We start from the raw sequence: 24,652 nt of genomic DNA on the forward strand, positions 1-24,652 counted from the left end.
CCCGGCGGTGCCGACCCGAAACGCCCACCGAGCGCCATGACTCACGGAAATCCGCCCCCGGAGTGCGCAACCCGGCCTGCGACACCCACTCTCGCCGTTCGGTTCCACAAAACCGCAGGTCAGCGGAACCCCGGGTGCGGGGAGCCGTCTCGGGGGCCGGGTCGTGACTCTTCAGGGCTCGCGGATGGCTCTCCGCCCGGCGGTGCCGACCCGAAACGCCCACCGAGCGCCATGACTCACGGAAATCCGCCCCCGGAGTGCGCAACCCGGCCTGCGACACCCACTCTCGCCGGCCGGTCCCACAAAACCGCAGGTCAGCGCGAAACAGCGGGCCCGAAGGCGTCCCACCATCCGGATCGAGACCCTCCCACCTCACCGGCAGCCCTTCCAGCCGCGCCCCGCTCACCGCACGCCGAAACCGCCCGACCCACTCCGGAAGGCTCCCCGGCGGACCTGACCGGGCCGCCCTCCCGCTCCGCCGTTGCCAGCGCCTTTCCCGCCGAGCAACACCCGCGTCTCGCCGGGGGACCCAGGGCTCCTGACCGCCGGTGACGGTGGGACCGGGCTGATCTCCGCCGGTCCACGCCGACCGTTTAGCACTGAGCCATCCGCTGCCGACTAAGGCGCGACCGTCGGCCGTGAACGCCCGACCCACTCGGAAAGGCTCCCCGGCGGACCTGACCGGACGGCCCTCCCGCTCCGCCGTTGCCAGCGCCTTTCCGGTGAGCAGCACCCACCTCTCGCCGGGGTGCCCAGGGCTCCCGGCCGCCGGTGACGGTGGGACCGGGCTGATCTCCGCCGGTCCACGCCGACCGTTTAGCACAAGGCCACCCGCGCCCGACCCGACCAAGACGCATCGCGCGTTGCAATGGCCCGGCCCACTCGGGAAGGCTCCCCGGCGGACCTGACCGGGCCGCCCTCCCGCTCCGCCGTTGCCAGCGCCTTTCCCGCCGAGCAACACCCGCGTCTCGCCGGGAGACCCAGGGCTCCTGACCGCCGGCGACCACGGGACCGGGTCCACCTCCGCCGGCCCACGTCGACCGTTTAGCACAGAGCCACCCGCGCCCGACCCGACCAAGACACACCGCACGCCGAAAGCGCCCGATCCAGTTCGGAAAGCTCCCCGGCGGCCCAGTCGGGCGCGCATAAGAACCTTGCCGAGTGGGCCGGGTGTTCGCGGCCGGCGGTCGCGTCTTGGTCGGCAGCGGGCGGCCATGTGCTAGTCGGTCGACGTGGGCCGGTGGCGATGGGCCCGGTCTTACCGTCACCGGCCGCTGGGAGCCCTGGATTCCTTGGCGAGACCCGGGCGTTGCTTGTCGGGACAGGCGCTGGCAACGGCGGAGCGGGTGCGAGGTCCGGCGAGGTCCGTTAGGGAGCTTTCCCGAGTGGGTTGGGGCGTTTCGGCTGTTGTTCGGGCGGCTTGGGTTTTGGGCTTGGGTTTTGGGTGGTGAGGGGGCACGATCCAGACTCCGTCGGGTGGTGCGGGAGTTGCTATTTGCGTGACCTGGGTTTGCCACCGCAGGCGCCCCATCCACTCGAAAGGCTCCTGGGCAGATCCGACGAAAGCACCTGCCCGCTCCCGCTCGCCTTGCCCGCGCCGTGCGCCGGTTTCCGCGCGGGGTCGTGTTGTTGCTGGTTGGTGCTGTATTTGTGGGCCGTGCCGGCTGGTTCGCGTGCGGCGCGGGCTGGTCCCCGCGCGGCGTCGGTCGTACCGCCGGGCGTTGATGCTGCGCCCGGCGGTTGCGCAGTTCGGCACGGCTGCGGTGCGGGCCTTGCGTGGGTCGGTGGTGACGCCGGGCGTTCGGCCCGACTCGACTCCCACACTGCGTTGACCGTGCGCCCGGCAACGTCCCGCGATGCGTTGGGCAGTTGCCCGGCCCGACCTCCACGCCCCTGCTGCCCACTCCCGCTGCGCCCACCCTCGACCCGCCCGCTTCTGCACTCACGCCATCCGCGCTCGCCGCGTTCGCCGCGCCATCCGCGCTCGCCGCGTTCGCCGCGCCATCCGCGCTCGCCGCGTTCGCCGCGCCATCCGCGCTCGCCGCGCTCGCCGCGTTCGCCGCGCCATCCGCGCTCGCCGCGCTCGCCGCGCTCGCCGCGCCATCCGCGCTCGCCGCGCTCGCCGCGCTCGCCGCGCTCGCCGCGCTCGCCGCGCCCGCCGCGCCCGCCCGTGTACGTGCCTAGCAGGTGGGTGGGGGTGGGGTTGTGGGATTTGGGACAAAGACGTGGGGGTGATCTTTGTGTGGTGGGTGGCTTTGGGTGGGGAGTGGGGGCGGGGAGGCTGCGGGGTATGGACTTGGACTTGGATTTGGATGGGTTGGTCGCGAAGGCTGTTCGGCGGGAAGTGCCTTGTCGCGATGAGGCGATGGGGGTTTTGGGTGGGTCGGGTGAGGTGCTTGATCTGGTGGCTGCCGGGGGGAGGGTGCGGCGGCACTTTTTTGGGCGGCGGGTGAAGTTGAACACCATCATCAATATGAAGAGTGGGCTTTGTCCGGAGGACTGTTCGTACTGTTCGCAGCGGGTGGGGTCGGCGGCGGACATTCTCAAGTATTCGTGGATCAGTCCGGGGGAGGCCGCGAGGACGGCCGATCAGGCGGTGCGGGCCGGGGCGAAGCGGGTGTGTCTGGTGGCCAGTGGGCGGGGGCCCGGGGATCGGGACATCACCCGGATCGAGGACACCATCGCTGCGGTCAAGGAGGGTAGTCCGGGCGTGGAGATCTGTGTCTGCCTGGGGCTGCTTGCCGACGGTCAGGCCGAACGACTCGCGGCGGCCGGTGCGCATGCGTACAGCCACAACCTCAATACGAGTGAGGCGCGTTACGCCGACATCTGCTCGACGCACACCTTCACCGATCGCACCGACACTCTTCGCCGGGCCGGTACGGCGGGCCTGTCGCCCTGCTCCGGGGCCATTTTCGGGATGGGCGAGTCGGACTCGGATATCGTCGATCTGGCTTTTGCGCTGCGGGAGTTGGATCCGGATTCGGTACCGGTCAACTTCCTCATCCCGTTCGAGGGCACGCCGATGGCGAACAACTGGGAGCTGACTCCCGAGCGTTGCCTGCGGATTCTGGCGCTGTTCCGGTTCTTCTTCCCGGATGTCGAAGTGCGGTTGGCCGGTGGGCGCGAGATTCACCTGCGCAGCCTGCAGCCGCTCGCGTTGCACCTGGCCAACTCGATGTTCCTGGGCGACTATCTGACCAGCGAGGGCCAACCCGGCGCGGACGACCGGCAGATGATCGCCGACGCGGGCTTCGTGATCGAGGGGGCCGACGAACAGACCCTGCCCGATGCCCGGCACGATCTGGTGGCGATCCGCCGCCGGGGCGCCGGCAGCGACCTCGCGCCCAACGCGTGAACGCCGGACACGCGGACCTGACCCCGGGGCATCTGCTCGACCTGGACCGCGAGCACGTCTGGCATCCGTACGCGCCGATGCCCGGCACGACGGCGCCGCTGCTCGTCGAGTCGGCTGCCGGAGTGCGCCTGCGGTTGGCCGAACCGGTCGGTGGTGTGCGGGAGTTGGTGGACGGCATGTCGTCGTGGTGGGCGGCCGTGCACGGCTACGCCCATCCGGTGATCGACGCGGCGATTCGCGAACAACTGGGCCGGATGAGCCACGTCATGTTCGGCGGCCTCACGCACGAGCCCGCGATTCGGCTGGCCCGTACCCTGGTCGAGATCTCCCCGGAGCCGCTGCGGCACGTCTTCCTGGCCGACTCCGGCTCGATCTCGGTCGAGGTCGCGATGAAGATGAGCCTCCAGTACTGGCGCGCTCGCGGTCGCGGCGAAAAGCGGCGGATGTTCACCTGGCGCGGCGGCTACCACGGCGATACGTGGCATCCGATGTCGGTGTGCGACCCGGACGGCGGGATGCACCGGTTGTGGCAGGGGAGGCTGGCCGAGCAGGTGTTCGCCGACGCGCCGCCGCGCGAGTTCGACCCGGCCTACGTCGAGCACCTGGACGCGCTGCTCGGCCGGCATCGGGACGAGACGGCCGCGGTGATCGTCGAGCCGATCGTGCAGAACGCGGGCGGCATGCGGTTCCATTCCCCGGAGTACCTGCGCGCGTTGCGCGATCTGTGTACCGCCCACGACGTGCTGCTGATCTTCGACGAGATCGCGACCGGCTTCGGACGGACCGGCGAGTTGTTCGCCGCCGACCACGCCGGGGTCGGTCCCGATGTGATGTGCGTCGGCAAGGCGTTGACCGGCGGCTATCTGAGCATGGCCGCGACGTTGTGTACGGCGGAGGTGGCGGCCGGCATCTCCGCCGGCGAATCCCCGGTACTGGCGCACGGGCCGACCTTCATGGGCAATCCGCTGGCCGCCGCGGCTGCGAACGCCGCGCTGGGCCTGCTCCTGGACCAGGACTGGCGCACCAACATCGCCCGCATCGAAACCGGTCTCGGCGCGGGTCTGGCCGCGGCCCGCGTGTTGCCCGGCGTCACCGACGTTCGGGTGCTGGGCGCGATCGGTGTCGTGCAACTGGACCACGAGGTCGACATGCCGACGGCCACCCGGGTGGCGGTCGAACACGGCGTCTGGCTACGCCCGTTCCGTGATCTCGTCTACACGATGCCGCCGTACGTCACGACGGAGGCGGACCTCGGACGGATCACCGCCGCGATGACTGCCGTAGCCGCGGCGGCCTGACCCGGATCGGCCCTACAGCGGTGGCGGCAGCGTGTTGCGGGTGAAGCGGACCGGCCGGGTCGTGTGGTTGGCGTAGGCGTAGGGGCGGTCGCTGGGGATGCGGATGGCGTGGCCCTCGGGGAGCAGGTGGGTCGTCCCGTCGTGGGTGAGGGTCAGCTCGCCGGAGACGACCAGGATCAGCTCGCGAGCCCCTGCCGGGTCGGGCACGGCGGTGTAGTGGTCGCCGGGGGCCAGCAGCCAGTCCCAGAGTTCGACCGCGGCCGGGCCCTCGCCGGTGACGGCGATCCGGCCGTGTCCCGACGCCGAGCGCCACGGCGTCACCATCGCCTCCGGGGCCACGGGGTGCGGGGCGCTGCCCGGGTCGGCGCCGATGATCGCGGCGAAGCTGATGCCGAGCGCGCGGGCGATGCGTTCGACGGTACCCAGACTGGGGTTGCCTTCGGCCTTTTCGATCAGCGACAACATGCGGCGGCTGACGCCCGAGCGCTCCGCGAGTTCGACCAGGGTCATGCCTCGGTCGGTGCGGCGGGCGCGGAGGTTGGTCGCGACGACGCGGGCGATCGCCGAGCCGGCGGCGGCGTCCGCGGTATTCGGGGTGTCCGCGGCGACGGGGGAGGGGGCGTCCGGGGCGGGGGTGGGGGCGGGCTCGTCGGGCATGTGTGCAATATAGTGCATGCAAGGGGAAAGATATTGCATGATTCACATGCGCTGAAGGGATCGCCGTCATGACGCTTGCCGCACCTCGACCTCGGCCTCGACCCGTCCGGGTCCCGGAGACCGCGGATCTCGATCGGGCCTGGGAAGTCGTGCGCGAAGTCCTTGCGCCGACACCGGTGTTCGAGGCCGGACCGGGGCTCGGCGGCGGGTTGCTCAAGCTGGAGACCACGCAGCCCACGGGATCGTTCAAGGTGCGCGGCGCGCTCTCCGCACTGGCCGCGCTGCCGCCCGGGACGCCGGCCGTGACCGCGAGCGCCGGCAACCACGGGCTCGCGATGGCCTGGGCCGCGCAGCGGATCGGGGCCGAGGCGACCGTGGTCGTGTCGACCCGGGCATCGGCCGCCAAGGTCGATCGCATTGCCGCCTACCCGGTCGGGTTGGTGCGGCACGGCGACGGTTTCGACGACGCCGAGGCGCACGCGCTCGGGCTGCCGGGACACTACGTGTCGGCGTACAACGATCCCGCCGTGATCGCCGGTCAGGCCACCATCGGCCGGGAACTGGACGCGCAGACCGTCGGTCCGCTCACCGTCGTGGTGCCGGTCGGCGGCGGTGGGCTGGCCGCCGGACTGAGTCTGTGGGCGCGGGCCCGGGGGGACGTACGGGTGGTCGGGGTCGAGTCGGCCGCCTCGCTCGCGGTCTCGCACGCGGTGCGGGTCGGGCGGGTGGCCCGGATCGAGATCGGCGAGACGATCGCGGACGGCGTGCGCGGCGGCATCGAGCCGGGCTGCGTGACCCCGGAAATCCTGGCCGGGCAAGCCGAGTTGACGTGTGCCACCGAGGATGAGCTGCGCGCCGCGATGCGCTGGTTGTACCGCGAGCACGGCCTGGTGGCGGAGGGGGCCGGGGCGCTCGCGGTGGCCGCCGTGCTGGCCGGCAAGGTCACCGTCACCGGGCGGCTGGTGGTGGCGCTGACCGGGCGCAACGTCACCGTCCCGACCTACCTGGAGGCAATCGGCCACGACTGAGTCGATCCGCACACCCCGATGTCCCGCCGTCCCGACCGCGGCTCTACTCCGGTGCGCGTGCCGCGTGCCAGTCGTGGGTGTCGGTCAGGTTGGCGCCCGCCTGGCGGGCGGCCCGGATCGGGTCGCGGTCGCGCAGCGCGCGCAACAGGTCCTCGTGGCCGGCCGGGTTCGCGCCCTGGTAGTCGGGATCGTCCCAGGAGCCGGCCACCGACGCGCGCACCGGCCCGGCCAGGTTGCGGTACAGCTCGGCCAGCAGGGGATTGTGCGCCGCGTCGGCGATGCCCAGGTGGAACTCCCAGTCCGCGGCGATCCACGCCTCGAAGTCGCGCGCGTCCCACGCGGCCCGGCGCCGGCGCAGTGCGTCGTCCAGGCCGGTCAGGTCGGCCTCCTCGGCGCGGATCGCCGCGAGCCGAGCGGCCTGGAGGTCGAGCGCCTGGCGGACCTCCAGGACCTGGCCGATATCGCTGCCGCCGTACAACCGCTCGACGGCGCCGGAGAGTTCGCTCACCGCGCGGACGTACGTGCCGTCGCCCTGGCGGACGTCCAACAGGCCCGCGTGGGCGAGCGCGCGGACCGCCTCGCGGACCGTGCCCCGGGCCACCTGGAGCCGGCTCATCAGTTCCGGCTCGGGCGGGATGCGGCTGCCCACCGGCCAGTCGCCGGAGGTGATGCGCTCGCGCAGCCGGGCGATCACCTCGGCGGACAGTGCCGGCCGGCGCACGGATTCGAGGCTGCTCATGCGCTCGGGCTCCTGACCTGGGACGTCGAATGGAGGAGGGGATCCGGAAGGGGTTGTCCACAATACATCTGATGATTCGACGTCACACGCTGTCGTCGGTCGACTCGATCTGGACAGAATTCATCAGACGTCTTACCTTTGGGTCATGACTTCCGCAGCCCCCGTCACCGCCACGCTCCCGGCGTCGACCAGCGATGCGACCGGTCGCGCCCGGGCCGGGTGGCTGGCCGGCGTGGGCATCGTGCTGATCGCGTTCAACCTGCGGCTGGGCATCAGCAGCGCCGCCGCGCTCTTGGAGGCGCTGCGCGACGCGCTGGGCTTCGGCCCGGTGACCGCGTCGTTGTTGCCGACCCTGCCGACGCTCTGCTTCGCCGCCGCCGGGTTGACGGCGTCGCCGCTGGCGCGTCGGTTCGGTACCGAACGGGCCGTGCTGGTGGCGCTGTTCGCGCTCGCCGCGGGCCTGGGCATCCGGGTCGTGCCGAGCACGTGGGCGCTGCTGACCGGCACCGTCCTGGGCATGTCCGGCCTGGCCGTGGGCAACGTGCTGCTGCCGGCGCTGCTGCGCGCCCACTTCCCGCATCGGGTGTCGGTGCTGACCGGCGTCTACACCACGGTGATGGCACTGGGCGCGACGCTGGCCGCGGCGGTGGCCGTGCCGGTCGCGAACGGGCTCGACTCGCCGTCGCTGGGGCTGGCCGTGTGGGCGCTGCCGGCCGTGATCGCGCTGCTGGTGTGGTCCCTGGTGCGGGCGCCGCACGCGCTCACCCCCGGCGGCGGTCCGGCCGCGCACGTATCGCCGTGGACGATGGCGCGCACCCGGTTGGGCAGGCTGGTCACCGCCTACTTCGCCCTCCAGGCGCTGAACTGCTACGCGCTGGTGGGGTGGTTGCCGACGCTGCTCTCCGACCAGGGCATGAGCCGCGGCGGGGCGGGTGCGATGTTGGCCGTCACCCAGGGCGCGGGCATCCCGGCCACGTTCGCGCTGCTGGCCTTCGTGCGGGCCACGGGGCGGCTGCGGCCCGCGTTCGTGGTGGTCTCGGTGAGCATGTTGATCGGCTTCGTCGGCCTGTTGGTCGCGCCGGTCGCGCTGCCAGTGTTGTGGGCCGCCGCGGTGGGCCTGGGCTTCTGTTCGTTCCCGCTGGTGTTGTCGGTGATCGGCGGCAGCGGCAGCGGCGCCGCGGAGACGACCGCGCTGTCCACCCTGGCCCAGTCGTTGGGCTACGCGGTGGCCGCGATCGGTCCCTTCGCGCTCGGCCTGATGCACGGCGCCACCGGCGGCTGGACGGTGCCGATGGCCGCGCTCGTGGTCACCGCCGTCGGCCAACTCCTGGTCGGCCTGGTCCTGTCCGGCAACCGGGGCACCGGGCCCGAGCCCGAGCAGCCGTCCGCCAAGTGAGTGCGCGCCGCGCGCGGGTGCCCTCGACGAGGAGCACCCGCGCGCGGCGGCGCGGTCGAACTACACGACCTCGGCCGCCGGTTGGGCGAACTGCGAGGCATACAGCCGGGCATACGCACCCTCGGCCGCCAACAGCGTGTCGTGCGTGCCCTGTTCGACGATCGAGCCGGACTCCATCACCAGGATCACGTCCGCGTCCCGGATGGTGGACAACCGGTGGGCGATCACGAAGCTGGTCCGGCCGCGGCGCAGCGAGTTCATCGCCTTTTGGATCAGCACCTCGGTGCGGGTGTCCACCGAACTGGTCGCCTCGTCCAGCACCAGGATCTGCGGCTCGGTCAGGAACGCCCGGGCGATGGTGAGCAGTTGCTTCTCGCCCGCGCTGAGATTGCCCGCCTCGTCGGCGAGCACCGTGTCGTAGCCGTCCGGCAGCGTGCGCACGAAGCGGTCCGCGTGGGTGGCCCGGGCCGCCGCGACCACCCGCTCGCGCGAGACCTCGCCGACCCCGTACGCGATGTTCTCCGCGATCGTCCCGCCGATCAGCCACGTGTCCTGGAGCACCATGCCGATCGGTGCGCGCAGGTCCTCGCGGGTCATCCCGGCGATGTCCACGCCGTCCACGGTGATCCGGCCGCCGGTCACCTCGTAGAACCGCATCAGCAGGTTGACCAGCGTGGTCTTGCCCGCGCCGGTGGGTCCGACGATGGCGACCGTCTGGCCCGGGTGCACCTCCAGGTCCAGGTCCTCGATCAGCGGCTTGGCCGGGTCGTACCGGAAGGAGACCTTCTCGAACGCGACATGCCCGCTCACCTTCTCGATCCGGGCGGCCGGCTCCGGGTCGGGGGACTGCTCCTCGGCGTCGAGCAGGGCGAAGACCCGCTCGGCCGAGGCGACGCCGGACTGGAGCAGGTTGGACATCGAGGCGACCTGGGTGACCGGCCCGTTGAACTCGTACGAGTACTGGACGAACGCCTGGATGTCGCCCAGCGTCATCGCGCCCGAGGACACCCGCAGCCCGCCGATCACCGCGACGAGCACGTAGTTGAGGTTGCCGACGAAGGCCATCGCGGGCTGGATCAGGCCGGAGATGAACTGGGCCTTGAAGCCGGCCGTGTACAACTGCTCGTTGTGCTTGTCGAACACCTCGGCGGATTCCCGCTGCCGACCGAACACCTTGACCAGCGCGTGCCCGGTGTACATCTCCTCGATGTGCGCGTTGAGCTTGCCGGTGCTCGACCACTGCTTGACGAACTGCGGCTGGGCGCGCTTGCCGATCGCCATGGTGACCAGGATCGACGTCGGCACGCTGACCAGTGCGACGAGCGCGAGCAGCGGCGAGATCCAGAACATCATCACCAGCACGCCGACGATCGTCAGCACCGAGCGCACGATCTGGCCCATCGCCTGCTGCAGGGTCTGCGCGATGTTGTCGATGTCGTTGGTGGTGCGCGAGAGCACCTCGCCGCGCGGCTGCTTGTCGAAGTAGTTCAGCGGCAGCCGGGACAGCTTGGTCTCGGCGTCCTCGCGCAGCCGGTAGGTGGTGCGCTGGACGATGGTCGCGGTCAGTCGGCCCTGGGCGAAGGCGAACACCACCGAGCCGGCCACGACGGCGAAGGTGACCAGCAACAGGGTGCGTACGTGGTCGAAGTCGATGCCCTTGCCGCCGGCGACGCCGGTGTAGATCGCGTCGGTGGCCTTGCCGAGCAGGCGGGGGGTGAGCACCCCGAGGCCGACTCCCGCGATCCCGCAGACGAGCAGCGCGTACAGCCGGGCCCGCTCGGGCGCCATCATGCCCAGCAGGCGACGGCTGGACGCCTTGAAGTGCATCGACTTCTCGGTCGGCGCGCCGCCCATCATGCGCGCCATGGGCGAACCGCCGACGGGCGGGCCGGGACGGCGTTTCGGGGTGGCCTCCTCGACCCGGTCGTCGGATGCGGTGGTCTCCTCGGTCGTGGTCACGCCGCCTCCTCCTCGGTGAGCTGGGACAGCACGATCTCGCGGTACGTGGCGTTGCCGGCCATCAATTCGCCGTGCGTGCCGGTGCCGACCACGCGGCCCTCGTCCAGCACCACGATGCGGTCCGCGTGCCGGATGGTGGCCACGCGCTGCGCGACGATCACCACGGTGGCCTGCGCGGTCTCGGCGGCCAGGGCCGCCCGCAGGGCCGCGTCGGTGGAGTAGTCGAGTGCGGAGAACGAGTCGTCGAACAGGTAGATCTCCGGCTTGACCACCAACAGCCTTGCGATCGCCAGGCGTTGCCGCTGGCCGCCGGAGACGTTGCCGCCGCCCTGGGCGATCGGCGCGTCCAGTCCCTCCGGCAGTGCCTCGACGAACGACCGGGCCTGCGCGGTCTCCAGGGCCCGCCACAGGTCCTCGTCGGTGGCGTCCGGGTTGCCGTAGCGCAGGTTGGAGGCGACGGTGCCGGAGAAGAGGTAGGGCTTCTGCGGGACCAGGCCCACCGTGCGCGACAGCAGCCCCGGTTCGAGTTCGCGGGTGTCCACGCCGCCGACCAGCACCGCGCCGGCGGTGACGTCCAGCAGACGCGGGACCAGGCTCAGCAGGGTGGTCTTGCCCGCGCCGGTGCTGCCGATCACCGCGGTGGTCTCGCCGGGTCGGGCGACCAGGTCGATGCCGCGCAGCACCGGTTCCTCGGCGCCGGGGTAACAAAAGCTCACGTCGCGCAGTTCGAGTCGACCGTGTGCGTGCAGCGCGGTCACCGGTGCCTTGGACACGGTCAGGCTGGTCTCGGTGTCCAGTACCTCGGTGATCCGGTCGGCGCAGACCGAAGCGCGCGGGATCATCATGGTCATGAAGGTGGCCATCATCACCGATGTCAGGATCTGCATCAGGTAGCTCAGGAAGGCGACCAGCGCGCCGATGTCCATCGCGTCGGAGCCGATCCGGTGGCCGCCGACCCACACGATCACGATCGCCGAGGTCTCCCACACCAGCAGGACCGACGGATACATGAAGGCCATCAGCCGACCGAGCGAGAGCGACACGTCGCGGATCTCGGCGTTGGCGTCCGCGTACCGGGCCTGCTCGTGGTCGTCCCGGCCGAACGCGCGGATCACCCGGATCCCGGTGATCTGTTCGCGCATGATCCGGTTCACGTTGTCGATCCGGTCCTGGAGCACCCGGAAAAGCGGCGGCATCGCGCGCACGATCCAGCCGACGGCCAGGATCAGCACGGGCACGATGATCAGGAACAACAAGGACATCGGGACGTCCTGGTTGACCGCCATCAGGATGCCGCCGAAGCACATGATCGGCGCGGACACCATCAGCGTAAGGGAGAGCAGGGCCAACATCTGGACCTGCTGCACGTCGTTGGTGGTGCGGGTGATCAACGACGGGGCACCGAACTCGCCGACTTCGCGTGCGGAGAAGGTCTGCACCCGGTTGAACACGGCGGCGCGGATGTCGCGACCCACGCCCATCGCGATCCGGGCGCCGAAGTACACCGCGATCGCGGCGCACACGATCTGGACCAGGGTGACGCCGACCATCGCGGCGCCGACCCGCAGGATGTAGCCGGTGTCGCCCTCGACCACGCCGTTGTTGATCAGGTCGGCGTTCAGGGTGGGCAGATACAGGGTGGCCAGTGTCTGCACCAGTTGCAGCAACACCACCAGGCCGATCGGCTTGGCGTACGGGCGCAGATGTGCGCGGAGCAGTCTGATCAGCACGAGGTCCTCTTCGAGTCGGGGGTGGACGGCCGACCCGAGGCGCCGGTCGTACACGGTCGCGGGAGTGGCCTCGTGCGGGGCGCCGGCCCGGAACGCGGGCCTGGGACGCGTCGCAAAGGCGGGTTCGCCCTTCGACGGTAGTGCCCTTCGACGAGGTGGTCGATGGGATTGCATCCATTGCCCGGCCGATGCCGAGGTGACCCGGCGGCGATCGAAGGGATGTGCATGACGGTTCTCCCCGAGTGTGGTTCAAGGTGCCGACCGCGGCCCGTCGACGTTCTTTCGGACGGCATGCCGAAACCCTAGAACTTCAAGTCGACTTGAGGTCAAGGTCGACGGTCGGGGCGCGCCGATGCCCGCGGGCCGTCGGACGCCCGTTCGGCACCGTACACAGCGCGACGGCCTGCCCACCCCGAGGGGTGGGCAGGCCGTCGCCCGGCGCGGATGGTGGGCGTCAGTGGATCGCGACGAACGACTCGCTGACGTTCCACACCGCGAACTCGTCGCCGTGGTGGCCGCAGTCCGAGAAGTGAACGCCGGAGCTGGAGCGGTGACCGGCCACGAGGCCGTCGCCGTGCCCGCCCGCGCTCGCGGTGCCGGCGCCGACGAAGGCGAAGAGGGCGGCGCCGGCGATGGCGATCAACGAGGTGCGGATGCGCATTGTCATCTCCCATGAAGTGTGGGTATGCAGGACGTCATACAGATATCCGGAAAACCACATCAATATGGGGAATTTCGCCCATTAGGGGCGTGTCGTGCGCTCGTTACGACCCGTTCGGACCGTTGTCACTCGTGCACGAAGGTGAGCCAGTGCGCGTAACGGTCGTCCGTACCGGTGATCGCCCCGGTGTAGGCGGTCTGCAGCTTTCGGGTGATCGGACCGGCACCCACCTCGCGGTCGTCCAGCGAGGCCACCGGGACCACGCCCGCCGCGGTGCCGCAGACCAGGATCTCGTCGGCGGTGTACAGGTCCGAGCGGAGCAGGTTCTCCACGCGGACCGGCAGGCCCAGGTCGGCGGCCAGCGTGAGCACCGTGTCCTGGGTGATCCCGCGCAGCGCGCCGGCACTCGCGGGCGGCGTGTACACCACGCCGTCGCGCACCGTGAAGACGTTGGCCGCGCTGCACTCGCTGACGTAGCCGTCCGCGTTGAGCAGCAGCGCCTCGTCGTAACCGGCCCGCAGCGCCGCGGTCTTGGCCAGCGCCGCGTTGAGGTAACCGGCGGTGGCCTTGGCCGCGGGCGGCAGCGCGTTCGGGTCGTTGCGTCGCCACGAGCTGGTCGCCAGGCGGATGCCGCGCTCGGCCGACTCGCCGCCGAGGTAGGCGTGCCACTCCCAGCCCGCGATGCTCACCTCGACGGCCATCTCGGGCCGGAAGGCCGGGCCCATCTCGCCGTAGCCGATGTGCGCGAGATGGCGCAGGTAGCACTCGGAGTGCCCGTTGGCGGCGATCAGTTCCACGGTCGCAGCGCGCAGCTCGGTCAGTGTGTAGGGCACCTCGAAGCCCAGGATGTGCGCGCTTTCGCGGAACCGGCGCAGGTGGTCGTCGAGCCGGAACACCGCGGGGCCGCGCGGGGTGAGGTGGGCCCGGGTGCCTTCCAGGACGCCGGTGCCGTAGTGCAGTCCGTGGCTGAGGACGTGCACCTTGGCGTCCGCCCACGGCACGAGCGTGCCGTTCATCCAGATCCGGTCCGCTTCGGTCAGTGCCATCGCTGCTCCCGCCCTCGTGTGCTCGTACGTGGTCGTGCGTGGTGCGTTCGGCCGTGCTCGGCCTGCGGCGGTGGCCGGGGTCGGCCCGGGGTCGATCGGTCCGACCGGGGTCGACCGGGTCCGACTCGGCAAGTGGATCGCTGACAAATGCTTCGATGAGCCACTTGGTGAGTGGCACATTAGCCCTATCGGTATTGAGCCACTAGTGCCGATCCGATATTCGGACGTGGCGACATGCCGCTCCCGGGTCGTGCGGGGCAGCGGTCGAGTCGGCTTGTGGGGTGGGGGAGTTGGGCGGGTCGGCCGGAGTGGTCCTAGCGGGACTCGCGCCAACTCTTCACGAGGAGTTCGACCGCCTGGGACAGGATCGGTTCGGGCCAGGCGTAGCTGAGCCGGATGCGGTCGGCGGCGGTGTCGGGGAGCGGGGCGAAGACCGCGCCGGGGGAGACCGCGACGCCGTGCCGCAGGGCGGTCGCCACGAATTCCTCGCCGTCCGCGCCGGGCAGCCGGGCCCAGAGGGACAGGCCGCCGCGCGGCAGGGTCCACTCCCACTCGGGCAGGTGCTCGGCGAGTTCGGCGGCGAAGTGGTCGCGGCGGCCGGCGAGCGTGGCGGACCACTCGCGGACGCGCGTGGCGCGGTCCGGATCGCGGAGCAGGTGGATGGCGAACTGCTGGTCGAGCGTGGAACAGGCCAGGTCGGTGCGCTGTTTGGCCTCGATCAACAGAGCCCGTACGGCGGGCGGCGCGGCGATCCAGCCCAGCCGCAGACCGCCCCACGTGGTCTTGGACAGCGAGCCCAGGCAGACCGTGCCCTCGGGCAGATGTTCGACCGCCGAGGCCACCGGGCCGTCGGCCAGATCGGCGAGGCTGCGGTCCTCCACGAGCAGCGCGCCCTCCTCGGCGGCGACCTCGGCGATCGCCTTCGCGCGCCGGGCCGAGACCACCGCGCCGGTCGGGTTGTGCACCGGCAGCGAGAACACGTACGCGGGGCGATGCCGACGGATCGCCGCGCGCAGTGCGTCCGGGTCGAGGCCGTCGCGGTCGGCCGGCACCGGGATCGCCTCGGCGCCGAAGCGGTATCCGGCCGCGAGCATCCCGGGATAGGTGGTCGGCTCGACCAGGACCCGGTCGCCGGGTGCCAGCAGCGCGTCGGCGACCAGGTGGATCGCCTGCTGCGCGCCGGAGGTCACCACGATGTCGTCGGCGGCGAATCCGGTGGGCAGCTCGTGGGCGGCGATCAGGGCACGCAGCCGCGCGTCCCCGGCCGGCGCGTACCCGTCCTGTGGACGCGCGTCGAGCAGGTCCTCGACGCGCAGCGCGGTGTTCGGCAACAGCGAGGCGTCGGGGACGGCGGCCTTGGCCAGGTCGACCATGATGGCGCCCTCGCGCAGCCAGCGGGCGAAGGTCGGCCGACCACCGGGACGCACGTAGGAGCCGCTGCCGTGCCGGCGTTCGATCAGCCCGATGCGGTTGAGCGAGAGGTAGGCCGAGGCGACCGTGCCGCGGCTGAACCCGAGCGCCTCGGCGAGGGCACGCTCGGAGGGCAGCCTGGTCTCGGCGAGCAGATCGCCGCCCTCGACCAGTTCGCGCAGGGCGTCGAACAGGCGCTCGCCGCGGGATCGACGCTCGTTGCGGCGGGGACGCCCCATGCGCTCCCCGACCACCACGGCGAACTGCTCGACCTCCACGATCACTCCCTCGACGCACACGTGTGGGACGACGATGGTTTCACGGCCGGCGGCGGGGGCGGTCATGCGTGGGGGCGGGGAGCGCGGGTGAGGGCGGGGCAGGGGGCGGATCGTGGGGTCCGGAAACCGGACGGGTTGCCGAGGTCGGGGCCGCCGGCGGGTTACCAGGGCAGCGGGCGGGTGTCGCGGAAGAAGCCGCCGGTGGGGCCGGCGTCGGGGAGGGTGGCCGCCCAGACGATGCCGGCGGCACCCGCCTCGACCGGGCGACCGCCGGGGCCGCCCAGATCGGTGGCCACCCAGCCGGGGCAGATCGCGTTGACCAGGATGCGATCGGGGCGCAGCTCGGCCGCGAGCATCCGGGTGAGCGCGTTGAGGCCGACCTTGGAGACCGTGTACGCGGGCGCACCGCCGCCCATGTTGGTCAGCGACGCGGCCTCGCTGCTCACGTTGACGATGCGCGGATGGGCCGAGCGGCGCAGCAGCGGCAGGAACGCCTGCACCGTGCGCCACGGTCCGTAGAGGTTGGTCTCGCCCGCCTCGACCACCACAGCGAGGTCGGCGTCGGTCGCGCGTTGTCGGCTGTCGTAGCTGATCGCGGCGTTGTTGACCAGCGTGTCCAGGCCGCCGAAGCGTCGCTCCACCTCGGCGGCGGCATGCCGGACGCCGGCCGGGTCGGTCACGTCCAGGTGCACCGGATGGGCGTCCAGACCCGCCGCGCGCAGCTCGCGCGCGGCGGACTCGGCGGACTCGACCGCCCGGGCGCCGAGCAGCACGGTGTGCCCGAGCAGGCCCAAGCGGCGGGCCACCTCGCGCCCGATGCCGCGATTGGCGCCGGTGACCAGCGAGATCGGGGCGGACCGGCCGGGGTCGGCGGTTGCCGGCCGGGCGGTCGCCGGCTCGGTGGTGCGCGTCATCGGGTCAGCGCCGTCCGTCGAGGCGGTCGAAGGTGTCGCCGAACACCCACGGACTGGTCGAGGCGATGAAGTCGGTCGGGAAGCCGGCCGTGTGGTCGGTCGCGGCGGCCAGTCGGTGGAGCGCCTCCTCGGGCAACACCACGTCCACCGCGCCGAGGTTGTCCCGCAGTTGCTCGACCGAGCGGGCGCCGATGATCGGGTGCACGGTACGCGAGTGGGCCCGGGTCCAGGCGATCGCCACCTGCGACGGGGTCGCGCCGAGTTCGTCGGCCACCTCCCGGACCGCCCGGGCGGCGGCGTGTTCGCGCTCGCCGAGCGATTCGGGATCCACCCGGGTGCCGGCCTCGGCGCCGCCGGGGCGGGTGAACTTGCCGGACAGCACACCGCTCGCCAGCGGCCCCCACGCGGCCACCGTGAGACCGAAGTCCTCGGCCATCGGGAGCAGTTCCCGTTCGATGTCGCGGTCGAGCAGGTTGTACGGGACCTGGAGCCCGGCGAAGGGTGTCCAACCGCGCCACTCGGCGAGGGTGTTGGCCCGGCTGACCACCCACGCCGGGGTGTCCGAGATGCCGATGTAGAGGATCTTCCCGGCCCGCACCGCGTCGTCGAGCGCGCGCATGGTCTCCTCGATCGGCGTATGCCGGTCCCACAGGTGCACCCAGTAGACGTCGAGGTGGTCGGTGCGCAGTCGGCGCAGGCTGGTCTCCAACGACCGGGTCAGGTTCTTGCGATGGTTGCCGGCGGCGTTCGGATCGGTGCGGTCCCGGGTGACGGTGTATTTGGTGGCGAGTACGAAGCGGTCCCGGCGGCCGTCCAGGAGTTCGCCGACGATGCGTTCGCTCTCGCCGTCGCGGTAGTTGATCGCGGTGTCCACGACGTTGCCGCCGGCGTCCGCGTACACGTCGAGCATCCGGCGGCACTCGTCGGGCCCCGCGCCGACGGTGCCCTCGCCGCCGAAGGTCATCGCGCCCAGGAACAGTTCGGAGACGCGCAGGCCGGTGTTGCCGAACAGGCGGTAGCGCATGGGTACTTCCTCTTCGTTCGGTTCGGGGACGTGGCCATCGTCGGGTGGGTGGGCACACCGGGTCCAAGACCGGTTGTGATAACCAGAGGTTATGGACACGCACCTGCGAGACCTTCGGTACTTCGTGGCGATCGCCGAAGAACTCAGCTTCACCCGGGCCGCGGAGCGACTGTTCGTGTCACAACCCGCGTTGAGCAAACAGATACGCCAGTTGGAGGACGGGCTCCGGGCCCGCCTGTTCGACCGGGACCGGCGAACCGTCGCGCTGACCGCGGCCGGTGCGGCGTTGTTGCCGGCGGCGCGCGAGGTGATCCGCTGCTGGGACGAGGCGCAGCGGGTGGTGGGCGACGCGGTCGCGGCCGAGGCCGCGGTGTTGCGGGTGGGGCTGTCCACGAGTGTGGGTCGTGGGTTGTTGCAGCGGGCGCGGGAGGGGTACGCCGTGCGGCGGCCCAGTGGACGCCTGGAGATTCGGCAGATCGACTGGGACGACGCGACGGCGGGGCTGGCCGATGGGCGGGTGGACGTCGCGCTGGTGTGGTTGCCGATCCCGAACCGGGACGCGTTCGCGACGCGGGTGGTGGCGACCGAGCCGAGGTGCGTGGTGGTGCGCGAGGATCATCCGCTCGCGGGGCGCTCGGAGGTCGCCTTCGCGGAGCTCTTGGACGAGCCGTTCCTGGCGCTGCCTCCCGCCGCGGGGCCGCTGCGGGACTACTGGTTGGCGATCGATCACCGGGACGGGCGGCCGGTGCGGGTGGGGGCGACGGTGCGCAACGCGGACGAGACCTTCGCGGCGGTGGAGGAGGGCAGCGGGATCGTGCTCATCGCCGCCGGGAACGCGGCGATCTACCAGCGGCCCGGCACGGTGGCGGTCCCGGTGAGTGGGTTGAGCCCGAGCGAACTGGCGGTGGCCTGGCGGGGGGACGACCATCGCGGCACGGTCCGCGACTTCGTCGAGACGCTCTAGCCGGCCGGCCGGTGGGGGCTGTTGTCCTCAAGTGCCGGACGGGCCGGGGCGGTTGCGGTCGGGTCGAGGGGCCGCGGTGGGTGCTGGGTTGCGGTGGGGCGGCCTCGAACGCGGGACGGGCCGGACTTGTCGCGTGCCGCTTTGGGTCGGGTGGGTGGTGGTTGTGCTCAGGCGTCGGATGGGTTGGGACCGGGGTTTTGGGCTGTGGGTTGGCAGTTGCGGGTCATGGTGGTTGCGGCGCCGAAGCCCAGTAGGCCGCGTAGGTAGGGGGTGTGTTCGGTTTTGATCGCGGTGAAGTCGTGGCGTTCGTAGAGGGCGCGGGCGCGGGGGTTGACGTCGATCACGTCGAGTCGGATTCGGCGGCAGCCGAGTTCGGGGGCCAGGGTGGCGATCTCTTCGAGTAGGCGGCTGCCGATGCCCTGGCCGCGATGGTTCGGGTCGACGGCGATGCCGTCCATGACCAACTCGCGCTCCTTGGGGCGGCGTTCGAGCAGGGCCAGGATGGCCACCCGGTGCAGGCCGCCGATGCGGCCGTACGCGCGCAGCACGTCGAGGGCGGAGCCGCCGGTGAAGCTGCGGCCGGCGTGGGTGTAGCCGGCCACGCCCACCAGTACGCCGTCCCGGATCGCGGCGATCGCGCGGTCCGCGTTCAGGTGCGTGGCGAGGAACGCGATGCCCGCCTCGGGCGGACCCAGCGCGGCGCCGAGCTTGCGGCCGAACGCCTCCCAGTACAGCTCGGCCGCCCGGCGGCGCGCATCGGGCGGCAGGCCGCGTCGGAGCTGCAGCGCTCCCGGGCCCGGGAGGTCCGCGCCGCTTGGCGCGTTCGGCTCGTTCGCCTGCTCCATCCGGCCTCCGGGGGAGTGCGGGTCGGCCTCCTCGGCGGGTGGGGTGCTCTCGCCTCCCGGCCGGGCGCGTGTCACACCGCGACCGGGATCGCCGCCAGGGCCGCCGTCACGTCGGCCAGGTGCGGATCGGCGGCGGCCCTGGCCAGCGCGGCGGTCAGCGCCTCCGCGTAGGTGGCGCCGGCCTCGGTCAGGCGGGTGCGTCCGTCGTCGGTGATCACGGTGTACACGCCTCGGCGGTCCTTGGGACACAGGTCGCGGCGGGTGAGGCCGTCGGTTTCCAGGCGGACCGCGAGTCGGCTGACCGAACTCTGGTTGAGGCCGATCGCGTCGGCGAGTTCCTGCATGCGCAGTTCGCCGTCGGGGGCGACCGCGAGGCGGGAGAGCGCGCGGTACTCGGACAGCCCTATGCCGTGCCGCCGTTGCAGTGTCCTGCCGAGGTCGTGCTCGACGCGCGCGTGCAGCACGACGACCTGCTCCCAGAGCTTGGCGTCCATGGCACCGTCCCCTTTCGCGGTTCGGTCGAGCGGAAGACCGCTGTTGACAGATTACATGCAGTGCCAGATTATGCATGCACAAGCAAACAATGTATGTGCATGCACTTACTTGAGACTCGGGAGCAATCATGACCAGCACCAGCACCAGCACCAGCACCGCCGCGATCCAGCGGGTTGCCACCACGCCGGACTGGTACGAGCCGTACCGGATCTCGCAGGCCATCCGGGCCGGCGGCCTGATCTTCGTGTCCGGCCAGGCCGGCTTCGAGGAGGACGGGCGCACCGTCGAGGGCGGCTTCCTGGAACAGGGCCGGCAGGCGTTCCGGAACGTGGAACGGGTGCTCGCCGAGGCGGGGGCGACCTTCGCCGATGTGGTCAAGGTCGGCATCTTCGTCCGGAACATGGCCGCGAATCTGGACGACGTGATCGTGCTGCGCGAGGAATTCCTGTCCCGGCCGTACCCGGCGGACACCCTGCTGGAGGTCTCCTCGCTCGCCCAGCCGGACTGGCTGATCGAGGTCGAGGTCACCGCCCTGGACCGCTGACGACCGCCGAGAAGCCACCGAGAACCGCCGAAACAGCCGGATCCGCCGGATCCGCGAGGCCCGGCGTACCCACCACCGCGACGAACGAACGGAAACCCCGTTGACCACCATCACGAACCCGCTGCTGACCCCGCATCGGCACGGCGTACTGGACCTGCCCAACCGGATCGCGATGGCCCCGATGACCCGGGGCCGCGCGCACGACACCACCGGCGTACCCAGCGAACACGCCGCCGCCTACTACACCCAGCGGGCCGGCGCCGGTCTGCTGATCACCGAGGGCATCTCCATCCACCCGCTCGGCAAGTCCGGCCCCGGCATCCCGGGGCTGCACACCGACGAACAGGTCGCGGGTTGGCGGGAGATCACCGCCGCCGTGCACGACGCGGGTGGCCGGATCTTCGCCCAGCTATGGCACGTGGGCCGGATGACGCACCCGGTGACCCTGGACGGTGCGACGCCGACCGCACCCTCCGCGGTGCCGATCACCGAAGCGCCGATCTTCACCCGCGAGGGACTGCTGCCGCACGTCACGCCGCGGGCGCTGACCGTCGCCGAGATCCGGGATCTGGTCGCCGCGTTCGCCCGCGCCGCGGGGCGGGCGATCGAGGCCGGCTTCGACGGGGTCGAGATCCACGGCGCCAACGGCTACCTGTTCCAGCAGTTCCTGGCCGAGAACACCAACCTGCGCAGCGACCGCTACGGCGGCTCGGCGGAGAACCGGCTGCGCTTCGTATCGGAGGTGGTGGACGCGGTCGCCGCCGAGATCGGCGCGGACCGGGTGGGCCTGCGGATCTCGCCGGACAACCCGGAGAACCAGATCCGCGAGTCGAACGCGCGCGAGACCTACCGGGCCCTGGTCGACGCTCTCGATCCGCTGGGCCTGGCCTATCTGCACGTGTTGGAACGTGGCGACTACCCGGCGCTCGCCGATCTGCGCCCGCGCTGGTCCGGCACGCTGATCGCGAACCACAACGGCCCGACACCGGTCGACCCGGCGACGGCCGAGCGACTGCTGGCCACCGAACTGGCCGATGTGGTCGCCTTCGGCCGGTTGTTCATCACCAATCCGGACCTGCCCGCGCGGATCGCGGCGGGACTGCCGCTGGCCGGGCCGCCGGTGGCGGACGTGTACGGCGGCGGCGCGCGCGGCTACGTGGACTATCCGCCGGCCTCGGTGGAGGTGGTCGGTTAGGACGCCGCGGTCGACTCCGCGCCGGGCTCCCGGCGTTCGGGGTCAGGCCGCCGCGTCCAGGGGGTCGGCCGTGCCGGTGAGGACGGCGCGCAGCGCGTCCGGGGTCAGCAGGCCCACGGCACGGCCGGCCTCGTCGGTCACCGCCCACACCTGCATGCCTCGGGCGCGCATGGCTGCCAGCGCCTCGGCGGCGGGCATCTCCGGGCGGGCGAACGGGCCCCGGTCGTGCGCGATGTTCCCGATCGGCGTGCGCGCGGTGTACCACGAGCGGGTTCGGTACGGCGCGAGCTGCGCGCGGCGTACGACGCCGAGGCAGCGGCCGTCCTCGGCGTGCAGGATCACGTGGTCGGCGTCGGCCGCGTGGATCAGGTCGATGGCCTGGTCGACCATGGTGTCGGTGTCGATCCACAGCTCGGCCGCGCGCATGGCCCGGGCGACGGTGGGCGGGCCGGCCGGGGTTGCCTGGCCGGTGGCGCGATGGTGGGCGATGGCGGTCATCGGGGTACCTGGTTTCCAGTCGTCCGGAGCCGGGGGTCGAGCCGGTCGCCGGTGTCGGGGCATGGGGCCGCGGCCGGGAAACCGGCTGCGGGTGGGACCGTGCGCGCACCGACTGCGGACGACACGCCCCGGTGGGGCGGCGGGAGTTCGGCGCCGAAGCAGCTCGTTCGGCGGGTGCCGGTGAGCGGACCGGCGGTGTGCCGGTGGGCCGAGGGTTCGTCGTGGGCATGGCGGCCCACGGCGGGCGGTGGCGCAAGTGGCGCTGTGCGCTCGGTCGGTGGGCGAACGGCGGTCCCGGATGCTCCGGCGACCCGTCCCGGGGACCCGGCCGGACGGCCGACGGTCCTCGCCCACCGAGGACGGCGTCGACTCGGAAGCCGACGTACGAAGTGTCTTCGGTGGGGACACCTTACCGTCTTTCCGACACACCGCCGAACACACGTCGGGACGATCGGGTCGGAATCGGCCTTATTCGCCGCCGAGTTGGGCCCTCGCGGGCCCCGGATCGGCGGGTCGCCGGGCGGGTTGTCCCCAGGCGCCGCACGGCGGTTGCCGCGGACGGCCTACCAGGTGTAGATCGGTTTGCCGGTGCGGTCCTTGGCGTCGGTGTAGACCTTCATGCAGGCGCCCTCATCCGAGGCGTTCAGGGCCGAGGAGCCGCTGGGGAGTTGGCCGGCCGGCGGAGGCGGCGGCGCGGTCGGGGGTGCCGTCGTCGAGCTGCTCCCGCCGCCCTTGAAGGTCGGGCCGGAACCCCAGTCGCTGCCGATCTGCACCGTCACGTGGGTCGCGTTCGCCTGCGGGGACAACGCGGTCGCGGGCAGGCCGAGCACGTCGGCGACCGCCTTGGCCTGGTCCTGGTCCTTGGCCGGGAAGATCACCGTGCTGGTCTGCCGCTTGGCCGCGGCCGGGCCCTTGGCGGCCTTGGTGAAGCCCTGGGCGATCAGACCCTCGGTGACCGCGCCCGCCTGGGTGCTTCCGGTCGCGCCGACCACGGTGATCCGGATCGCGGCCTTGTCCACGTTCGAGGCCGGCGGGGGCTGCGACGCGGCGGGTGGCGGGGTCGGGGTGCCCGCCGCCGGTCCGTTCTTGTCGAAGGCGACGTCCGCGCGGACCATCTTGAACAACGTCTCGGCGGACGCGGCCGGGACCAGGTGTTGGTCCGGTGCCTGCGGATCCGCGTCGTTGGGCATCGTGGTCATGGTGATCCGGTTGGTGTTCACCTTGTTCAGCGTGGTCGCCAGCGAGGTCAGCTTCTGCAGACCGTTGAGGCCGTCGTCGACGGTCAGCGACTTGGTCGCCGCGTCGGCGACCTTGAACAGCTTGACCGGGTTGGTGATCGTGCTGTTCGACTTGAGCGTGCGCACCATCGAGTTGAGGTACATGTGCTGCGCGTGGGTGCGCCCGACGTCACTGCCGTTCTCGAAGGCGTGCCGGGTGCGCAGCCACTTGAGCGCGTCCTCGCCCTGGATGGTGTGCTTGCCGGCGGTCAGCTTGAGGTGCGAACCCACCACGTGCCGCTCGCCGTTGACGTACTCGACCTGTTCGTCCTGGATGTTCGACTGCACGCACACGTCGACCCCGCCGACCGCGTCGGCCATCGACACCACGCCGGAGAAGGTCACCATCATGAAGTGATCGATGTGAATCTTGGTGAGCAACTGCCAGGTGCCGACCACACATCCGGGCCCGCCGCGGCCCAGGCTCTCGTTGATGGTGGTGTTGATCGGCGCGAACTGCTTCTTCGTCTTGGGGTCGGTGCAGACCGGGATCTGCACGCGCGTGTCGCGCGGAATGCTGATCACCGACGCGTTGCTGCGGTCCGCCGACACATGCAGCAACATCTGTACGTCGGCCCGCGGCGCGCCGCCGTCGCAGGCGCCGCCGAGCTTGCAGTCGGTCGGGTCGTCGCGGCCGTCCGAGCCGATCATCAGAATGTTCATCGGGGTGCGGCCGAACTCGTCGGGCGCGTCCTTGGGCACCTCGACGTCGCTGGTGTTCAGCTTGCTGTGCTTGATGTTCCCGTTGAGCTTCTCCCAGATCACGTAGCCGGTGACGCCGAGGGCGACCAGCACCACCGACATCACCATCGCGGTGATCTTGAGCTTGCGGAACCGGCGCGGTTTGCCGTGCCCGGTGCGCTTTCCGCGCCGCGCGGCCCGGCCGGCCGGCGCGTCCTCGCCCCGACGGGCGCGGGGTACGGCGGGAGCGTCGGCGCCGGCGGAATCGGGCGCGGTGTCCGCTGCGGTCGGGGTCGAACCCGCGTCGGAGGCGGGCACCTGCGGCTGCGACGCGTTCGCGCGGCGGCGGCGACCACCGGACTCCGGTGCGGAACTCAAAACGACCCCCGAGAGTGCTGTCGTCGAACCGATGCCACATTGCCACGGATTGGCTCGACACCGTACCGGGCGGCCGCAACGGACCGTACACGTGCCGGCTGCGGACCATTGGGGAGGCAGCCTCGGGGAAACGGACGGTGTGCCGCACTCGATGGTTGCAGCGCGCGGGACCGCGCCGGATATGGCGTGCGTCACGCGTCCCGTCGCATCCGCCGCGCCGCGCCGGGATGCGACGAAGCGACGTGAAGACGGCGCCACCCTCGGGGGGAGGGGGCGG

21 protein-coding genes are annotated in these 24,652 nt (G+C 71.6%); 8 read left to right on the plus strand and 13 right to left on the minus strand.

From position 1 onward, the window contains the following. Positions 1–1,869 precede the first annotated feature (1,869 nt). The 3 genes from ACH4U8_RS22330 (at position 1,870) to ACH4U8_RS22340 (ending at position 4,656) form a co-directional block, all read left to right on the plus strand. Positions 1,870–2,184: a hypothetical protein gene (locus ACH4U8_RS22330; protein WP_395779641.1), complete on the plus strand. Its 315-nt coding sequence runs from the start codon at positions 1,870–1,872 to the stop codon at positions 2,182–2,184. A gap of 112 nt (positions 2,185–2,296) precedes the next feature. Then, positions 2,297–3,358 carry a biotin synthase BioB gene (gene bioB, locus ACH4U8_RS22335; RefSeq protein WP_395780079.1) on the plus strand — a complete coding sequence of 354 codons (1,062 nt, stop codon included), beginning with the start codon at positions 2,297–2,299 and terminating at the stop codon, positions 3,356–3,358. A 77-nt stretch (positions 3,359–3,435) separates the two neighbouring features. Then, positions 3,436–4,656, plus strand: a complete 1,221-nt coding sequence (locus tag ACH4U8_RS22340) for an adenosylmethionine--8-amino-7-oxononanoate transaminase (RefSeq protein WP_395780081.1) — start codon at positions 3,436–3,438, stop codon at positions 4,654–4,656. 12 nt (positions 4,657–4,668) lie between these two features. Here the strand turns inward: ACH4U8_RS22340 and ACH4U8_RS22345 are convergent, their stop codons facing one another. Beyond that, positions 4,669–5,313, minus strand: coding sequence for a helix-turn-helix domain-containing protein (locus ACH4U8_RS22345; protein ID WP_395779643.1), 645 nt, complete (start codon positions 5,311–5,313; stop codon positions 4,669–4,671). Between the two features lie 68 nt (positions 5,314–5,381). Between ACH4U8_RS22345 and ACH4U8_RS22350 the strand changes: the two genes are divergently transcribed. Further along, complete coding sequence (locus tag ACH4U8_RS22350) at positions 5,382–6,341, plus strand: pyridoxal-phosphate dependent enzyme (RefSeq protein WP_395779645.1); 960 nt, start codon at positions 5,382–5,384, stop codon at positions 6,339–6,341. A 43-nt stretch (positions 6,342–6,384) separates the two neighbouring features. Here ACH4U8_RS22350 and ACH4U8_RS22355 read toward each other — a convergent pair whose 3' ends face one another. Then, positions 6,385–7,080 (minus strand): FadR/GntR family transcriptional regulator, encoded by a 696-nt coding sequence (locus ACH4U8_RS22355; protein ID WP_395779647.1) that lies wholly within the window; start codon positions 7,078–7,080, stop codon positions 6,385–6,387. 145 nt (positions 7,081–7,225) lie between these two features. Here ACH4U8_RS22355 and ACH4U8_RS22360 point away from each other — a divergent pair, with 145 nt between their 5' ends. Beyond that, the gene (locus ACH4U8_RS22360) at positions 7,226–8,476 is read left to right on the plus strand and encodes an MFS transporter (RefSeq protein WP_395779649.1); all 1,251 of its coding nucleotides are present in this window, start codon (positions 7,226–7,228) and stop codon (positions 8,474–8,476) included. A 60-nt stretch (positions 8,477–8,536) separates the two neighbouring features. Here ACH4U8_RS22360 and ACH4U8_RS22365 read toward each other — a convergent pair whose 3' ends face one another. The 7 genes from ACH4U8_RS22365 to ACH4U8_RS22395 all read right to left on the minus strand — a co-directional run bounded on the left by ACH4U8_RS22365 (position 8,537) and on the right by ACH4U8_RS22395 (position 17,498). Further along, positions 8,537–10,435, minus strand: coding sequence for an ABC transporter ATP-binding protein (locus tag ACH4U8_RS22365; protein ID WP_379992680.1), 1,899 nt, complete (start codon positions 10,433–10,435; stop codon positions 8,537–8,539). Beyond that, positions 10,432–12,165 (minus strand): ABC transporter ATP-binding protein, encoded by a 1,734-nt coding sequence (locus tag ACH4U8_RS22370; protein ID WP_360318478.1) that lies wholly within the window; start codon positions 12,163–12,165, stop codon positions 10,432–10,434. The genes ACH4U8_RS22365 and ACH4U8_RS22370 overlap by 4 nt, the downstream gene beginning before the upstream one ends. 454 nt (positions 12,166–12,619) lie before the next feature. Beyond that, complete coding sequence (locus ACH4U8_RS22375; RefSeq protein ID WP_395779651.1) at positions 12,620–12,826, minus strand: hypothetical protein; 207 nt, start codon at positions 12,824–12,826, stop codon at positions 12,620–12,622. 125 nt (positions 12,827–12,951) lie between these two features. Further along, entirely contained in the window at positions 12,952–13,872 is a 921-nt protein-coding gene (locus ACH4U8_RS22380; RefSeq protein ID WP_360318345.1) for a branched-chain amino acid transaminase, read from the minus strand. A 314-nt stretch (positions 13,873–14,186) separates the two neighbouring features. Further along, positions 14,187–15,626, minus strand: coding sequence for a PLP-dependent aminotransferase family protein (locus ACH4U8_RS22385; protein WP_395779653.1), 1,440 nt, complete (start codon positions 15,624–15,626; stop codon positions 14,187–14,189). Between the two features lie 95 nt (positions 15,627–15,721). Beyond that, positions 15,722–16,474, minus strand: a complete 753-nt coding sequence (locus ACH4U8_RS22390) for an SDR family oxidoreductase (RefSeq protein WP_395779655.1) — start codon at positions 16,472–16,474, stop codon at positions 15,722–15,724. Between the two features lie 4 nt (positions 16,475–16,478). Continuing rightward, complete coding sequence (locus ACH4U8_RS22395) at positions 16,479–17,498, minus strand: aldo/keto reductase (protein WP_360318351.1); 1,020 nt, start codon at positions 17,496–17,498, stop codon at positions 16,479–16,481. A 91-nt stretch (positions 17,499–17,589) separates the two neighbouring features. Between ACH4U8_RS22395 and ACH4U8_RS22400 the strand changes: the two genes are divergently transcribed. Continuing rightward, positions 17,590–18,462 carry a LysR family transcriptional regulator gene (locus tag ACH4U8_RS22400; protein WP_395779657.1) on the plus strand — a complete coding sequence of 291 codons (873 nt, stop codon included), beginning with the start codon at positions 17,590–17,592 and terminating at the stop codon, positions 18,460–18,462. 167 nt (positions 18,463–18,629) lie between these two features. Here ACH4U8_RS22400 and ACH4U8_RS22405 read toward each other — a convergent pair whose 3' ends face one another. Then, on the minus strand, positions 18,630–19,307 hold the full coding sequence (locus tag ACH4U8_RS22405; RefSeq protein ID WP_395779659.1) for a GNAT family N-acetyltransferase: 678 nt from the start codon (positions 19,305–19,307) through the stop codon (positions 18,630–18,632). Between the two features lie 71 nt (positions 19,308–19,378). Beyond that, positions 19,379–19,801 (minus strand): MarR family transcriptional regulator, encoded by a 423-nt coding sequence (locus tag ACH4U8_RS22410; protein WP_360318358.1) that lies wholly within the window; start codon positions 19,799–19,801, stop codon positions 19,379–19,381. Between the two features lie 128 nt (positions 19,802–19,929). Here ACH4U8_RS22410 and ACH4U8_RS22415 point away from each other — a divergent pair, with 128 nt between their 5' ends. Together ACH4U8_RS22415 and ACH4U8_RS22420 are read left to right on the plus strand one after the other, a co-directional pair. Further along, positions 19,930–20,346, plus strand: a complete 417-nt coding sequence (locus ACH4U8_RS22415) for a RidA family protein (protein WP_395779661.1) — start codon at positions 19,930–19,932, stop codon at positions 20,344–20,346. Between the two features lie 109 nt (positions 20,347–20,455). Next, a complete protein-coding gene (locus ACH4U8_RS22420) occupies positions 20,456–21,541 on the plus strand; it encodes an alkene reductase (protein ID WP_395780083.1) in 1,086 nt (361 codons plus the stop codon). Between the two features lie 42 nt (positions 21,542–21,583). Here the strand turns inward: ACH4U8_RS22420 and ACH4U8_RS22425 are convergent, their stop codons facing one another. Continuing rightward, positions 21,584–22,039: a CBS domain-containing protein gene (locus ACH4U8_RS22425; RefSeq protein WP_395779663.1), complete on the minus strand. Its 456-nt coding sequence runs from the start codon at positions 22,037–22,039 to the stop codon at positions 21,584–21,586. Between the two features lie 563 nt (positions 22,040–22,602). After that, positions 22,603–24,375, minus strand: coding sequence for an LCP family protein (locus ACH4U8_RS22430; protein ID WP_395779665.1), 1,773 nt, complete (start codon positions 24,373–24,375; stop codon positions 22,603–22,605). Between the last annotated feature and the right edge of the window lie 277 nt (positions 24,376–24,652).

The organism is Embleya sp. NPDC020886, from assembly GCF_044333915.1.
Classification (GTDB): Bacteria; Actinomycetota; Actinomycetes; order Streptomycetales; family Streptomycetaceae; genus Embleya.

Coding starts and splice junctions, on each gene's coding strand:
- ACH4U8_RS22340 (WP_395780081.1), top strand. CDS start 3,436: ATGCCCGGCACGACGGCGCCGCTGCTCGTCGAGTCGGCTGCCGGAGTG.
- ACH4U8_RS22345 (WP_395779643.1), bottom strand. CDS start 5,313: ATGCCCGACGAGCCCGCCCCCACCCCCGCCCCGGACGCCCCCTCCCCC.
- ACH4U8_RS22350 (WP_395779645.1), top strand. CDS start 5,382: ATGACGCTTGCCGCACCTCGACCTCGGCCTCGACCCGTCCGGGTCCCG.
- ACH4U8_RS22355 (WP_395779647.1), bottom strand. CDS start 7,080: ATGAGCAGCCTCGAATCCGTGCGCCGGCCGGCACTGTCCGCCGAGGTG.
- ACH4U8_RS22360 (WP_395779649.1), top strand. CDS start 7,226: ATGACTTCCGCAGCCCCCGTCACCGCCACGCTCCCGGCGTCGACCAGC.
- ACH4U8_RS22375 (WP_395779651.1), bottom strand. CDS start 12,826: ATGCGCATCCGCACCTCGTTGATCGCCATCGCCGGCGCCGCCCTCTTC.
- ACH4U8_RS22380 (WP_360318345.1), bottom strand. CDS start 13,872: ATGGCACTGACCGAAGCGGACCGGATCTGGATGAACGGCACGCTCGTG.
- ACH4U8_RS22385 (WP_395779653.1), bottom strand. CDS start 15,626: ATGACCGCCCCCGCCGCCGGCCGTGAAACCATCGTCGTCCCACACGTG.
- ACH4U8_RS22390 (WP_395779655.1), bottom strand. CDS start 16,474: ATGACGCGCACCACCGAGCCGGCGACCGCCCGGCCGGCAACCGCCGAC.
- ACH4U8_RS22395 (WP_360318351.1), bottom strand. CDS start 17,498: ATGCGCTACCGCCTGTTCGGCAACACCGGCCTGCGCGTCTCCGAACTG.
- ACH4U8_RS22400 (WP_395779657.1), top strand. CDS start 17,590: ATGGACACGCACCTGCGAGACCTTCGGTACTTCGTGGCGATCGCCGAA.
- ACH4U8_RS22405 (WP_395779659.1), bottom strand. CDS start 19,307: ATGGAGCAGGCGAACGAGCCGAACGCGCCAAGCGGCGCGGACCTCCCG.
- ACH4U8_RS22410 (WP_360318358.1), bottom strand. CDS start 19,801: ATGGACGCCAAGCTCTGGGAGCAGGTCGTCGTGCTGCACGCGCGCGTC.
- ACH4U8_RS22415 (WP_395779661.1), top strand. CDS start 19,930: ATGACCAGCACCAGCACCAGCACCAGCACCGCCGCGATCCAGCGGGTT.
- ACH4U8_RS22425 (WP_395779663.1), bottom strand. CDS start 22,039: ATGACCGCCATCGCCCACCATCGCGCCACCGGCCAGGCAACCCCGGCC.